General features: G+C 32.5%; 14 protein-coding genes. 7 read left to right on the top strand and 7 right to left on the bottom strand.

Going from position 1 to position 13,469, the window contains the following annotated elements:
* Positions 1-43: 43 nt before the first annotated feature.
* The 4 genes from C4S29_RS00070 to C4S29_RS00055 all read left to right on the top strand — a co-directional run bounded on the left by C4S29_RS00070 (position 44) and on the right by C4S29_RS00055 (position 5,559).
* Complete coding sequence (locus tag C4S29_RS00070) at positions 44-3,064, top strand: hypothetical protein (RefSeq protein ID WP_394338654.1); 3,021 nt, start codon at positions 44-46, stop codon at positions 3,062-3,064.
* Between the two features lie 54 nt (positions 3,065-3,118).
* Complete coding sequence (locus C4S29_RS00065; RefSeq protein WP_103912091.1) at positions 3,119-3,988, top strand: ChaN family lipoprotein; 870 nt, start codon at positions 3,119-3,121, stop codon at positions 3,986-3,988.
* 62 nt (positions 3,989-4,050) lie between these two features.
* A complete protein-coding gene (gene dusB, locus C4S29_RS00060; RefSeq protein ID WP_103912090.1) occupies positions 4,051-5,040 on the top strand; it encodes a tRNA dihydrouridine synthase DusB in 990 nt (329 codons plus the stop codon).
* 78 nt (positions 5,041-5,118) lie between these two features.
* Positions 5,119-5,559 carry a SlyB protein gene (locus C4S29_RS00055; protein ID WP_103912089.1) on the top strand — a complete coding sequence of 147 codons (441 nt, stop codon included), beginning with the start codon at positions 5,119-5,121 and terminating at the stop codon, positions 5,557-5,559.
* On the opposite strand, the gene C4S29_RS00050 is transcribed toward C4S29_RS00055, so the two are convergent.
* From C4S29_RS00050 to C4S29_RS00040, 3 genes are all read right to left on the bottom strand, one after another.
* The gene (locus tag C4S29_RS00050; protein ID WP_103912088.1) at positions 5,556-5,885 is read right to left on the bottom strand and encodes a MerR family transcriptional regulator; all 330 of its coding nucleotides are present in this window, start codon (positions 5,883-5,885) and stop codon (positions 5,556-5,558) included. The genes C4S29_RS00055 and C4S29_RS00050 overlap by 4 nt on opposite strands.
* A gap of 77 nt (positions 5,886-5,962) precedes the next feature.
* On the bottom strand, positions 5,963-6,502 hold the full coding sequence (locus C4S29_RS00045) for a hypothetical protein (protein WP_103912087.1): 540 nt from the start codon (positions 6,500-6,502) through the stop codon (positions 5,963-5,965).
* A gap of 31 nt (positions 6,503-6,533) precedes the next feature.
* A complete protein-coding gene (locus tag C4S29_RS00040) occupies positions 6,534-7,841 on the bottom strand; it encodes a DEAD/DEAH box helicase (protein WP_103912086.1) in 1,308 nt (435 codons plus the stop codon).
* 153 nt (positions 7,842-7,994) lie between these two features.
* On the opposite strand from C4S29_RS00040, the gene C4S29_RS00035 reads away from it, so the two are divergent.
* Entirely contained in the window at positions 7,995-8,462 is a 468-nt protein-coding gene (locus tag C4S29_RS00035) for a PIN domain-containing protein (protein WP_103912085.1), read from the top strand.
* Between the two features lie 89 nt (positions 8,463-8,551).
* Here C4S29_RS00035 and C4S29_RS14700 read toward each other — a convergent pair whose 3' ends face one another.
* Positions 8,552-8,716, bottom strand: a complete 165-nt coding sequence (locus C4S29_RS14700) for a hypothetical protein (RefSeq protein ID WP_159969813.1) — start codon at positions 8,714-8,716, stop codon at positions 8,552-8,554.
* Positions 8,717-8,817: 101 nt separating this feature from the next.
* Between C4S29_RS14700 and C4S29_RS00025 the strand changes: the two genes are divergently transcribed.
* Positions 8,818-9,636, top strand: a complete 819-nt coding sequence (locus C4S29_RS00025) for a SecDF P1 head subdomain-containing protein (protein WP_103912083.1) — start codon at positions 8,818-8,820, stop codon at positions 9,634-9,636.
* A gap of 75 nt (positions 9,637-9,711) precedes the next feature.
* On the opposite strand, the gene tpx is transcribed toward C4S29_RS00025, so the two are convergent.
* From tpx to pyrH, 3 genes are all read right to left on the bottom strand, one after another.
* Complete coding sequence (gene tpx, locus C4S29_RS00020; RefSeq protein ID WP_394338653.1) at positions 9,712-10,221, bottom strand: thiol peroxidase; 510 nt, start codon at positions 10,219-10,221, stop codon at positions 9,712-9,714.
* A 222-nt stretch (positions 10,222-10,443) separates the two neighbouring features.
* Entirely contained in the window at positions 10,444-10,998 is a 555-nt protein-coding gene (gene frr, locus C4S29_RS00015; RefSeq protein ID WP_103912081.1) for a ribosome recycling factor, read from the bottom strand.
* 69 nt (positions 10,999-11,067) lie between these two features.
* Positions 11,068-11,775 carry a UMP kinase gene (pyrH, locus tag C4S29_RS00010; RefSeq protein WP_103912080.1) on the bottom strand — a complete coding sequence of 236 codons (708 nt, stop codon included), beginning with the start codon at positions 11,773-11,775 and terminating at the stop codon, positions 11,068-11,070.
* Between the two features lie 496 nt (positions 11,776-12,271).
* Between pyrH and porQ the strand changes: the two genes are divergently transcribed.
* On the top strand, positions 12,272-13,270 hold the full coding sequence (porQ, locus tag C4S29_RS00005) for a type IX secretion system protein PorQ (protein WP_103912079.1): 999 nt from the start codon (positions 12,272-12,274) through the stop codon (positions 13,268-13,270).
* The last annotated feature ends 199 nt before the right edge of the window (positions 13,271-13,469 follow it).

Here is a 13,469-nt window from a genome sequence, read left to right as displayed (position 1 = left end):
TGTTCGCACAAGAAATAAAATCATTGTTGATGAAGCAGTTTTGGTGAAAAATCCCAACAAATCTACTTTTGGAAACATCAGTTCTAACGGATCCATTATTCGCGGTATTACCTTTGGAAACAACCAAGGACAATCTGTGCAATCTTCTTTGAATCTTCAAATTTCCGGACAATTATCTAAAGATGTTTCAGTTTTAGCGAGTATTTCAGATCATAATTTACCCATCCAAGCCGATGGCTATACACAGACTTTAGAGGAGTTTGATAAAATCTATATTCAATTAAATATTAAAAAAAATTCAATTTTGCGAGCCGGGCATGTAGATTTAATTGATGCTAAAACCTACTTCGGGCGCTATCAAAGGAAAAGTTTAGGCTTGCAATTCCAAACAAAACTGGGGAAAGAAAATAAAACTTTTTTCGATTTATCAGCAGGAATCGCTAGAAGTGAATTTTATAGAATTCGCTTTCAAGGGATTGAAGGCAACCAAGGTCCGTACCGATTAACAGGGAAAAATGGCGAACAATTCATTACTATTCTTTCGGGTTCCGAACAAGTTTTTATTGACGGAATTTTAATGAAACGCGGCGAAAACCAAGATTATGTGATTAATTATAACACTGGCGAACTTACTTTTACAAGTTACCGACCGATTTTTAAACAAAATTTTATCACAATTTCATACAATTATACCAACCGAAATTATACCAGATTTCTAGTCACCGGAAGTGTACAGCACGAACGTGAAAAATTAAAATTAGGCTTCAATTGGTTTTTAGAAAACGATAATAAAAATGCACCACTTTCTTTAAATTTAAGCAAAGAAGATGAACAAATTTTAGTAAACGCAGGCAGCAATCCAGATTTAATGTTTGCACCTTCTGGCGTCGTTACAGATTATGATGTAAACAAAATTCTCTATCAATTAATCACCGGTTCCAGTGGAAATTATTACCAATTTTCAACCGATAAAACACAGACGCTTTACCAAGTTTCTTTCACTTATTTTGGCGAAAATTTGGGAGATTATAGTATTAAGCAAACTATTAATAATGGGCGCGTTTTTGAATATGTAGGTCCAAATTTGGGAAGTTATCGCGCTGTGAGAAAATTACCTGCACCCGTAAAATCTCAAGTTTTTTCTGGCAATGCAGAATATAAAATTAAAGAAGGAAAAATTGGTGCCGATTTCTCTTTAAGCAATTATGATGTAAACTTATTTTCTTCAAAAAACAACTCCGAAAATATGGGCTACGCTACACGAATTTTTGGATATAAAACCTTTAGAAAAAACAACTGGAGTGGCACGCCGAGTTTAGAATTTCAGCATATAAATTCTCAATTTCATATTTTAGATAGAATAAATGATGTAGAATTTTCGAGGGATTTCAATTTAGCCCAAGAGTTTAACCAAAAGACACAAAATCGTTTAATTTTTAGTTTTTTAAACCAGTTTGGAGAAAAATCTTTTTTTAATTATAAACTCAATTATTTAGATGAAAAAAACGCGTACAAGGGCGTTAAAAACGATGTAGATTTTGGTCTAAAAACAGGAAAAATTTTAACAAGCGGTTCGGTTTCATACTTGAACACCACGGCGATTGAACAAAACACCAACTTTTCTCGCGGCAAAATTATTTCAGAATATTTAGCGCCGAAAGGAAGTTGGGGAATTGGCGGAAGTTTTGAGCATAATCTTAAAAATTATAATGCAACATCGTTGTTAGATATAAAGAGTTATAGTTGGAAAGAAGTTTTTTTACAGAAAAAAATTGGCGATTCTACTCGAACAAAATTTTTGGCCAAAGTATATTTCAGAAATAATGATTCTGTGCGCGATAATCGCTTGCAAAACACCAATCAGATTTTAGGCTTAATGCTTGAAAGTGAAATTATTAAAACACAAAATACAAGTTTAAGCACCTTGGTTCATTATCGGAAATTTTTCTACAATAATGCATTAAATCAAAATACTCAAAACCAAGATTTTGTAGTTGGAAATTTACTTTATAATCAGAAATTATTTAATAATGGTATGCGTTTACAAGCATTCTACGAACTTGGAAATGGGCAAGAAGCGCAGCGAGAATTTCAATATTTAAAAGTGACCGACGGACAAGGTGTTTATAAATGGACGGATTATAACGGCGATGGAATTCAACAAATTGATGAATTTGAAGTGGCAGAATATTCAGATTTAGCCCAATATATAAGAGTTTATACGAACACGGTGACCTATTTGCCATCAAACAAAAATAAATTGCAATTAGCTTTATTCGTTAATCCCTCAGCAGTTTTAGGGTCTGAAAATCAATTTCTTAAACGTTGGAATTTTAATGTTTCTTTGCTTTCTGAAAATTCTTTTTATAAAAAAGACCAAGTTTTAGTTTTAAATCCATTCGAAAAAAATGCAGAGCAAATTTTAAAAAATCAAAATTTTCTAGGTTCAATGCAATTTAATCCAACCGATAAATCGGGCTGGAATGGAAGCTACAGATTTATAAAAAATGATAATTTAATTAATGCCAATTTTAGCACAGAAGAGCGCAACCAAAGTTCACATTTTCTAAATATCGGCTATTTATTTAATAAAGATTTCCGCATCGATTGGGAAAATAATACCGCAAATATTCAAAATTCTTCAGAAATTTTTACGTCTCGCGATTATAAACTTCAAAATTTTGAAACCAAACCGAAAGCGACGTACAAATTCACCGATGCTTTGCAAACCGAGCTTTACGCATCATTCCGAGAAAAAAGACGACTTGATGGCGCAGAAAATCTGAAAACTTTAGATTTCACCGGAACTTTGCAATGGCAATGGCGAAAATCGTCTTTGCGCGCTAATTTTTCGCTTATAAATAATAACTTTACAGGCAATAGTTTCAGCATAGTGGGCAACCAAATGCTTGATGGTTTAAAACCGGGCAAAAACCAAGTTTGGTCCTTATTTTTGCAACAGCCGATTAATTCTTTCATCAATTTAGATTTAAACTATGAAGGTCGAAATTCCGGCGAAAGAACCATTCATATTGGAAGTGTGCAAGTGAAGGCGAGTTTCTAAGGCGTGAAATTGTTGAGTTGTGAGGTTTAAAAAAAAATAAATAATTAGCTACAAATGAAAAAATATTTTATTCTATTAATCATCTTCAGTTTTGCGAGTTTGAAAGCGCAAGATTTGAAAGCATTTCAGTTTTACAATCAAAATGGCAAGAAAGTAAACACCGAAAAATTAGTAAAAAATCTATCAAAATATGATGTGGTTTTGTTTGGTGAATATCACAACAATTCCATCATACATTGGCTTGAACTAAAAATTGCGGAAGAACTCTACACGCAAAAAGAAGGAAAAATTATTTTAGGTGCAGAAATGTTTGAGCGCGATAATCAAGCGCAACTAAACCAATATCTCAACGGAAAAATTTTAGCAAAAAACCTGAAAGATTCTGTGCGACTTTGGAATAATTATGAAACTGATTACCGGCCGCTTGTAGATTTTGCAAAAGATAAAAATCTAGAATTTATTGCCACTAATATTCCACGAAAATTCGCTTCGATGGTAGCAAAAGAAGGTTTAAATTCTTTAAATTATTTACCAGAAAATGACAAAAATTTATTTGCAAAACTTCCTATTTCTGTAACTTTAGAAACGCCCGGTTACGAAGAAATGAAAACGATGATGGGAGAACATGCGGGCGATAAAGCGATGAATTTTGTAGCCGCACAAGCGACGAAGGATGCGACAATGGCGGAATCTATCACTAATAATTTAAAACCTGGTTACACTTTTCTGCATTTTAATGGCGATTATCACAGCAAAGAATTTGGCGGGATTTACTGGTATTTAAAACAAAAAAATCCCAACTTAAAAATTGCGGTAATTTCTATTTTTGAAAGTGATGACAAATCTTTAAAAACACCACAAAAAGACTACAAACCAACGACTTTCAACTTGGTAATTCCGGAAGATATGACGAAAACGTACTAAGGGTTTTGAAATTGCTAAACTGTTAGATTGGTAATTTGTTACATTAACCTTATTTTTGCACCATGATAAAAATCGGAAATATAGAACTCCCCGACTTTCCTTTGCTTCTCGCACCAATGGAAGATGTTTCAGATCCGCCGTTTCGCCGTTTGTGCAAAATGCACGGCGCAGATTTGATGTATTCTGAATTTATTTCTTCTGAAGGCCTCATTCGCGATGCCATGAAAAGCCGACAAAAACTAGATATTTTCGATTATGAACGCCCAGTTGGAATTCAAATTTTTGGCGGCGATGAAGAAGCAATGGCACTTTCCGCCAAAATTGTAGAAACTGTAGAACCAGATTTGGTGGACATTAATTTCGGATGCCCAGTAAAAAAAGTAGTTTGCAAAGGCGCAGGTGCAGGCGTTTTGAAAGATATAGATTTAATGATTCGCCTTACGAAAGCCGTCGTAAATTCTACACATTTGCCCGTAACTGTGAAAACCCGTCTTGGTTGGGACAACAATTCCATTAATATTATGGAAGTTGCAGAAAGATTGCAAGAAACAGGAATAAAAGCACTTACAATTCACGCCAGAACTCGTGCGCAAATGTATAAAGGTGAAGCCGACTGGAGTTATATTTCTAAAGTAAAAAATAATCCAAATATTGAAATCCCTATTTTTGGAAACGGCGATGTCAACTCACCGGAAAAAGCGCTTGAATATAAACAAAAATACGATTGTGACGGCATAATGATTGGTCGCGGCGCCATTGGTTATCCCTGGATTTTTAATGAAGTAAAACATTTCTTTAAAACTGGAGAAAATTTAGCAAAACCTACAATTGCAGAGCGTTTAGAAGCCGTTCGTCAACACGCAAAATGGAGCGCAGAATGGAAAGGCGAAAAATTAGGCTTAATAGAAATGCGCCAACATTATGGCAATTATTTCCGAGGAATTCCCCATTTTAAAGAATTTAGAGTAAAATTTTTAGAAGTTTTCACTTTAGCGGAAATGGATGAAGTAATTGCGGAAACAGAGCAATTTTATGAAGAGTTTAGTTTTTAGGTTTTAAAAAGACCAATAAATCTAAAACTTGGCACGAATTTTACTTTGATCGCGAATTAATTTTAATATAACATTTTTATGAAAAATTTCATTTTACCTTTAGCATTTTCAATCTCCTTATCTTTAATTTCTTGCGGTTCAAAATCACCAGAATTACAAAAATTAGAAGCAAGACAAGAAGTTTTAAAACAAAATCAAAAGTTAAACGAATTGAAAATTGATTTAGAAAAAGAAAGAATTAATAACGAAAATTTAAAGGCTGAAGCCGAAAAATACAATAAAAAAGCAGAACGAAATGTTTCTGATTTTTCCACAGATAATAAACCTGGAACTATTGCAAGCAGCGCTGCTGATGCCAAAAAGGTTTTGCGCAACGCAGAAAAAGTAAACGAAAAATTATCTAAAAGCAACCAAAAGATGTCTAAAATTCAAAGCAAAATTGATGATATAAAAAGTGATTTAGACGATTTACAGAAAAAAATAAATTTTGTGAATAATACGGATGAAAATAAAAATTAACCCAAACTGTCTTTTAATTTCAGCAATTCTGCTTTCACAAACTCTAAACGATCAATCATAGAAACGGTTTCAGAAATTTTCGCATTGGTAGTGAGTGCTACTCTTGCGCCATCTAAAGTGTAGCCTTTTTCTTTTACCAAATGGTAAATTATTTTTAAGTTATCAATATCAGCCGGCGTAAAATAGCGGTTCCCTTTTTTATTTTTTTTTGGCTTAATAATCGGAAATTCGTTCTCCCAATATCTTATCAATGAGGCATTTACATCAAAGGCTTTTGCAACCTCGCCGATGGAATAGTAAAGTTTATCTGGTAAATTGAGATTCATATTTGTGGATGTCGAGAGAACAAATTTATTGAATAATTTGATAACATTAAAAATAATAATTTAGGTAAAAATTTAATTTAATTCTTATCGATGTAATCTACGCCAAAAAAACCTTCATGCATTTGAAAAACTAAAGTATCTCCAACTTTTAGGTTTTTAAGATTTTCTTTTTGTTTTTGATTTAAATAATTTTCATCACGGATAAAATCGTTATCTCTTTTGATATTATAGGCAGTAAAATTGTAATTATCTTTTATATAAAGTATTTTGTAAACTTCCTTGTGCGGATTCTGCGATTCTAATTTATTTAGAAACAAAATTACTGAAGTTAAAAAAGATTGCATTACGAAGAAAAAAATAAAACAGAATAAAATCAAGCCTAAAAAATAACCTGAAATGATTTCAAAGGATTTTTTCTTAATTAAACTATAAACAATTATTGACATTACAAGAATTAAAGTTGCTATAATTATAATTTTAAGATAATACATTTTCGTAAAGTTCTCGATATCAAAATTTAAATAACTTTTTTCAACTTCAGGTTGAAGATAGAAAGTATTAAATGAAATTAAAATTAAGCCAATAATCCAACCTATATTTTTCCGAAATAATTTCACTATTGCATCTTTCGTAATTTATTTTAAAATTTTAATACGCAATTTCAATCTTCAGTTTTTTATTTTTTAAACGCTCGCCTTCTAATTTCTTTAGCAAAGCAACCATTTTCTTTCGGTTGATTGCCGCGTAAGAAGTAGTGTCTTTTACTTCTATCAAACCAACATCGTCTTTTTCTAAACCGCCTTTTTTAAGTAAAAATCCTACAATATCTACTTTATTCACTTTGTCTTTTTTGCCAGCACTGATGTAAATGGTTTGAAATGGCGTTCTCTCCGGAATTTTATAATTTCCGTCTAAATTTTCGATTTCTGTGTTGCTTTTAATGAATGGGAAATGCTCGTCTTCAGTCATAATTAAATACACAAAACCTTTTGCATTCATCCGCGCCGTTCTTCCGTTTCTGTGGATAAAAGCATCTTCCTGCGGCGGAAGTTGGTAATGCACGATAGATTCTACTTCCGGAATATCTAAACCTCTCGCTGCTAAATCTGTCGTAATCAAAACCCGAGAAGAATCGTTGCGAAATTTCAATAAGGCGCGCTCTCTTTCGTCTTGCTCTAAACCGCCATGAAAGGTTTCTCGGGCAATTCCTTTTTCTCTTAATAGTGCAGAAATACGATCAACTGCATCGCGGTGGTTGCAAAAAATTAAAGTGCGTTTGTTGCCAATTTTACAAACTAATTTGAACAAAGTTTCCAGTTTTTCTTCCGAAATCGTCATTACTTTTCGCAATTTCAAATCTGGTTTTATTTCTTTTGTTTTTAAAAAATTTAAAATTGTTGGTTTCTTCAACCCTGCAAAATCGGGCATTTCTAAAATATTGGTAGCAGAAGTAAGAATTTTCTGTTGTACATTTTCAATTTCATTAATGATAAATGAAACATCTTCGTGAAAACCCAATTCTAAAGCTTTATCGAACTCATCTAAAACTAAAGTTTTTATCGACAAAGGATTAAAATTATTATTTTTTAAATGATAGGCAATTCTTCCCGGTGTTCCGATTAAAAGAGCGGGCGCTTCGGTGAAATTATTGATTTCAATTTTTTTATCGTGACCGCCATAGCAAATTGAAACTTTAAAATCTGTACCCATTTTTTTAAAAACATGTTCTATTTGTAGCGCCAATTCTCTCGCCGGGACAATAATTAACGCTTGAACGCCTTCCACAGAGGCATTTAATTGATTTAAAACTGGGAATAAAAAACCCAAAGTTTTCCCCGAACCTGTTGGCGCGAGTAAAATAATTTCAGATTCTTTTTCTGCGGTTTGCAGCGTGGACTTCTGAATTTGGTTTAAAGAAGGAATTTCTAGGTTTTCTAATGTTTTAGTCATATTCATTCGCTAAAGATAATTGTTTTTGAAAAAATAAATATTTAAAAGGAGAATTTTTTAAATTGAAAATCACAAATTTTGAGTTCAACTATTGTATAAAATGCTAACTACAATTCATTCAACATATTTTTGTAAATTTGGATAGTTTTGAATACCAGAATGAAACAAAGAATTTATATAGATACATCGGTTGTAGGAGCATATTTTGACGACGAATTTTCCGCGGATACTATTCCGTTTTTTGATAGTGTAGAAAATGGAGAATTTATAATAATTGTTTCTGAAATTCTTGAGGCTGAACTTTTGAGAGCACCCGAATTTGTAAAAGAACTTTTAACAAAAATTCCCGAAATGCAAATTGAAAAAATTAAAATTTCACCAGAAGCCATTGAACTCGCTGATAAATATATTGAGGCGAAAGTTGTAGGAAAAACAAGCAGAGCCGACTGTCAACACATTGCTATCGCAACACTTTGCAATGCTGACGTTTTAGTAAGTTGGAATTTTAAACATATTGTAAATCTTGATAGAATTAGGGGTTACAACGGAATCAACTACCAAAACGGACACAAAATGATTGAAATTAGAACGCCAAGAGAAATTAAAAAATATGGAAAAGATGATTAATAATACAGATAAAAAAATTGCTCGGTCAAAAGTTGGGTTTGACGCAATTAAAACAATGCGCGAAATTCGAGATAAAATTAGTATCGAAATTATGAATATGACGTACGAGCAAGAGCGAGCATATTTAGACAAACTTCTTGCAAAGCCTCAAACCAAATCGAAATAATTTCAGATTCTTTTTCTGCGGTTTGCAGCGTAGATTTCTGAATTTGGTTTAAAGAAGGAATTTCTAGGTTTTCTAATGTTTTAGTCATATTCATTCGCTAAAGATAATTGTTTTTGAAAAAATAAATATTTAAAAGGATAATTTTTTAAATATATTTGATGAAATTCGAATGACTTCTAAATTAATTTTATGCGAAAGATTTTTCAGTTAGTTTTTATTTTATGTGCTGCAATTTTGTTTTCGCAAAACAAAGAGCAGAAAATTGAATATATTTTAAAAACCAGTAAAACCCTCGAAGGCTTTAAATCGCTTCTCATTGAAATGCGCATCGATCCGCTAAAAAATATGACAAGCAAAGCAGATAGTTTAAAAATTATAGAAATTGAGAAGAATTTAACCGACGAAGAAATTCTAAAACGTCTTTCGAAAGGATTTTCTGAAACTTTTAATGATGCCGAAATTGATGATATTTATAAATTTTACAATACTTCCGCAGGAAAAAAAATGGTTAATAATTATGAAAATTTAGAGAGAAATTATCAAAATAACTTTAAAGATATATTTGATGAACTTGGAAAAATAATGGAAAACGTAAATCAAAAAAACCAAGAAGAGGCCGATAAAAATAAAGAAGACCCAGTTGCGATAAATAAAGAGGACGGGTTCTATTTTGTTGTAAATAAAGATGAAAGTTCGAATTTGAAACTTAAGGATTTTAAATTATCTGCAAATCCTGCAATTAAAAAATCTGACATATTAGCAGTAAAAAAAATAAGTGATGACTTGGGAAGGTTTGCTATCGATTTTATTTTGACGCAAGAAGGTGCTTCAAAATTTAAAATTTTAACCGAAAATAATTTAAGAAAACCGATTGCGATTGTTCTAAATAAGATGTTGGTTTCTGCGCCAATTGTTCAATCAGTAATTCCTAACGGAAGAATTCAGATTTCAGGAAATTTTACCGAAAAAGAAGTTGATGATATGATTGAAAATTTTCAGAAAAAGTAATCTTTTTTAATTTATATAACTAAAAAAGATTCAGCACAAAACTGAATCTTTTTTAAAAAATATTTTTCAACAAAATTACTTCCCATTAATCGCCGCAATTGCTGCTTCATAATTGGGTTCGTGGGCAATATCAGACACTTGCTCTTCGTAAATAATTTTCCCTTCTGGATTGATAATTACTACTGCTCTGCTCAACAATCCTTTCATTGCGCTATCGGCGATTTTTACACCATATTTCTCGCCAAAATCTGAACGAAAATCAGACAACATGGTTACATTTTTAATGCCTTCTGCGCCACAAAATCTCTTGAGCGCAAAGGGTAAATCTTTAGAAATGCATAAAACTACAGTATTTGGAAGTTTGGCCGCATCTTCGTTAAAATGGCGAACGGAAGCCGAGCAAACGCCTGTATCTACACTTGGAAAAATATTTAATAAAACATATTTTCCTTTAAAATCGGCAAGCGATTGTTGCTGCATTTTGTTATCTGTTAATGAAAAATCTGGTGCTTTAGTATCCATTTTCGGTAGTGTTCCAACAATATGAATAGGGTTTCCGCCCATTAAAACAGTAGATTCTTTCATTTTTTGTGCAAAGGCACTTAGGCTTATTCCAAAAAGGAAAGTAGCGAGAACTATTTTCTTAATCATTTTTTTTAATTTTTTCAAATTTACGGGATTGATTAGAAATAAACTTTATTAATTTATATTTTTTTTGTAAAAAATCTTTCAATTAAAATCTAAAATTGGTAAAAGCAATAATCAAAAAAAAATTCAGCCTAAAAACTGAATTTTTTAATAATTTATTTAAACTTTAAGAATATCTTCTTCTTTGAGTTTCAGATTTTCTTCTGCTTTTTTAGAATATTTGTCCGTAAGTTCTTGGATGTCGGCTTCAACGCTTTTTATGAGATCTTCTGAAACGCCTTCTAATCTTTTTAATTCTTTATTGCCTTCTTGGCGCGCATTTCTGATGGTCACTTTGGTTTGTTCGCATTCTGCTTTGGCTTGTTTGGCTAATTCTTTTCGGCGCTCCTCAGTTAAAGGCGGAACGTTTAATATTACGCTTTCGCCATTACTATTTGGTGCAAAACCTAAATTAGAATTGATGATGGCTTTCTCGATAGCGCCAATTGCGCCTTTATCCCAAGGTTGGATGGAAATCGTCATTGCATCTGGAACCATTACATTTGCCACTTGGTTTAGTGGCGTAAGTGCGCCATAATATTCTACCATCACATCCTGAACCATTGCAGTGGAGGCTCTCCCCGCTCTAATTTTTTGAAATGCGTGGTCTTGGTGTTTTATTGCGGCATCCATTTCTTGGGTTACAGAAGCCACGATGAGTTCTAATTCTTCCATTGTATATTTAAAATTTGATAATTGACACATTTTTGGTTTAATTGTTAAAATTAAAAAAATAATTTTAAATTAAATCGTAACAAGCGTTCCCACAGGTTCTCCGTTAATGACTTTCAAAAGATTACCTTCTTTATTCATATCAAAAACGATGATGGGTAAATTATTTTCATGGCTTAATGTAAACGCCGTCATATCCATCACTTTCAGGTTTTTTTTGTAAACCTCATCAAAAGAAAGTGAATTAAATTTTACTGCATCTGCATTTTTTTCGGGGTCGCTGTCATAAATACCATCCACACGCGTTCCTTTTAAAATTACATCTGCACCAATTTCAATAGCGCGTAAAGTTGCAGCAGTATCGGTTGTAAAATACGGATTGCCTGTTCCTGCGCCAAAAATCACCACTCTTCCTTTTTCTAAATGGCGCGTTGCTTTTCTTTTGATAAATGGTTCTGCCACTTTGTCCATTTCTATTGCCGATTGTAATCGTGTGTAAATTCCGGCATCTTCCAAAGCACCTTGCAAAGCCATCCCATTAATGACGGTTGCGAGCATTCCCATATAATCGCCTTGCACACGATCCATTCCTTTTGCAGCGCCTGCTAATCCCCGAAAAATATTACCACCGCCGATAACGATTGCGACTTGGCATCCTGCGTCTGTGGCTTTTTTTATTTCCACTGCGTATTCTACCAAGCGGTCATTATCTATTCCATATTGACGGTTTCCCATTAGTGCTTCACCGCTTAATTTTAGTAAAATTCTTTTGTATTTCATCTGGATATTTTTATTTTTTTTTGGTCAGATGTTACATCCTAAATTATTGCTCTCGTTGAGAATAGTAATTTTTTAAGGATGTTTCATCTGGATATTTCTATTTTTTTTTGGTCAGATGTTACATCCTAAATTATTGCTCTCGTTGAGAATAGTAATTTTTTAAAGGATGTTTCATCTGGATATTTCTATTTTTTTAATGGTCAGATGTTACATCCTAAATTATTGCTCTCGTTGAGAATAGTAATTTTCTAAAGGATGTTTCATCTGGATATTTCTATTTTTTTTTTGGTCAGATGTTACATCCTAAATTATTGCTCTCGTTGAGAATCTTAACTTTTCCATTGGATGTTTCATTTCTATTTTTAGAAGACCTGCTAGATATTTTAATTTGATGCAAATATAATGAATCGAGAATAATATCGTTATAGAAATATATTTTTAGTAAGAGATTTACTTTAAATAAAATTCAATTATTTTTGTAAAAATTTTATCGCTTTTGAAGAAAAATTTTTCTTTACTTTTTTTACTACTAAGTCTTGCTTCTTTCGCCCAATCAGGCGAGAATGTTTATGCCTTTATGAATATCCCCGTTTCTGCCAGGCAAGCCGCTTTGGGCAGTGATGCGATTTCGATTCGGGATTTTGATGTAAGTTTTTCAGGTATTAATCCAGCCTTGATGAATTTAGACCAAGACCAAAGAATTTCTATGAATTTCGCCAATTATTTAGCAGGTTCAAAATTTGGAACAATTGCTTACGTTAAAGATCTAGGCCGTGGAAATTTAGTTTCTTTAAATGCGAGATATATGGATTATGGCTCCACGCCAAGAACTGACGAAAGTTCTCAAATTTCTGGCGATTTTAAAGCCATAGATGCCACAATCGGCGCAGGTTATGCCATGCAATTTGAAGATAGTTGGACAATTGGGATGAATCTAAATTTCATCACTTCAAAAATTGATACTTATACTTCAATGGCTATTTCTGGAAGTGGCGGCGTGACTTATCATAACGATAAATCTAATGAAACCGTTTCGTTACTTTTTAGAAATTTTGGCTATCAATTTAAACCCTTTAATGGTCTTCGAGAAAAATTACCTTTTCGGGTAGATTTGGGTTATACCAAAATTTTAGATGATTTCCCGATTGCTTTAACAATCACTGCGCACGATTTGCAGCAACTCAATATTTCCAATGATTTTAATATCAATGGCCAACCTGTGGGCTTAACAAGAAAAATAGCCGATCATTTCTCTTTCGGCGCAGAACTCTTCCCAGAGCAGGCTTTTAATATTAGACTTGGTTATAATGTGAAACGAGGCAATGAATTGGCAGTTTTAGACCAAAGAAGTTTTTCTGGTTTATCCGTTGGTTTTGGCGTTAAAATTTCTTCTTTTAGGTTTGATTATTCGCATGTTCGTTATCATAATTCTTCAAATGTAAATTTAATCGGCATCAGTTTAGACTTGATAGAATTGGGCGGAAATCGGCGCTAATTTTTGCCACGAATTCAAAAATTTTTATGTTAAAACTGAATATTTCTGCAAGTTTAGTATTATTTTAAACTTAATAATCTTAAGTCTTCCTTTAATTTTAAAGGTAAGAGCCTGTTTAAATTTATAATTTATTTTTACCATTAAGGAATTAAGCCATTTTCGCTTAAAAAACTTAATAAAAATCAATTTATTGATTGCT

This window comes from Halpernia humi (assembly GCF_900108025.1).
In the GTDB taxonomy this organism is placed as follows: domain Bacteria; phylum Bacteroidota; class Bacteroidia; order Flavobacteriales; family Weeksellaceae; genus Halpernia; species Halpernia humi.
The sequence above is the reverse complement of the archived record's forward strand: the minus strand, read 5'-3'. Positions and strand labels throughout refer to the sequence as shown.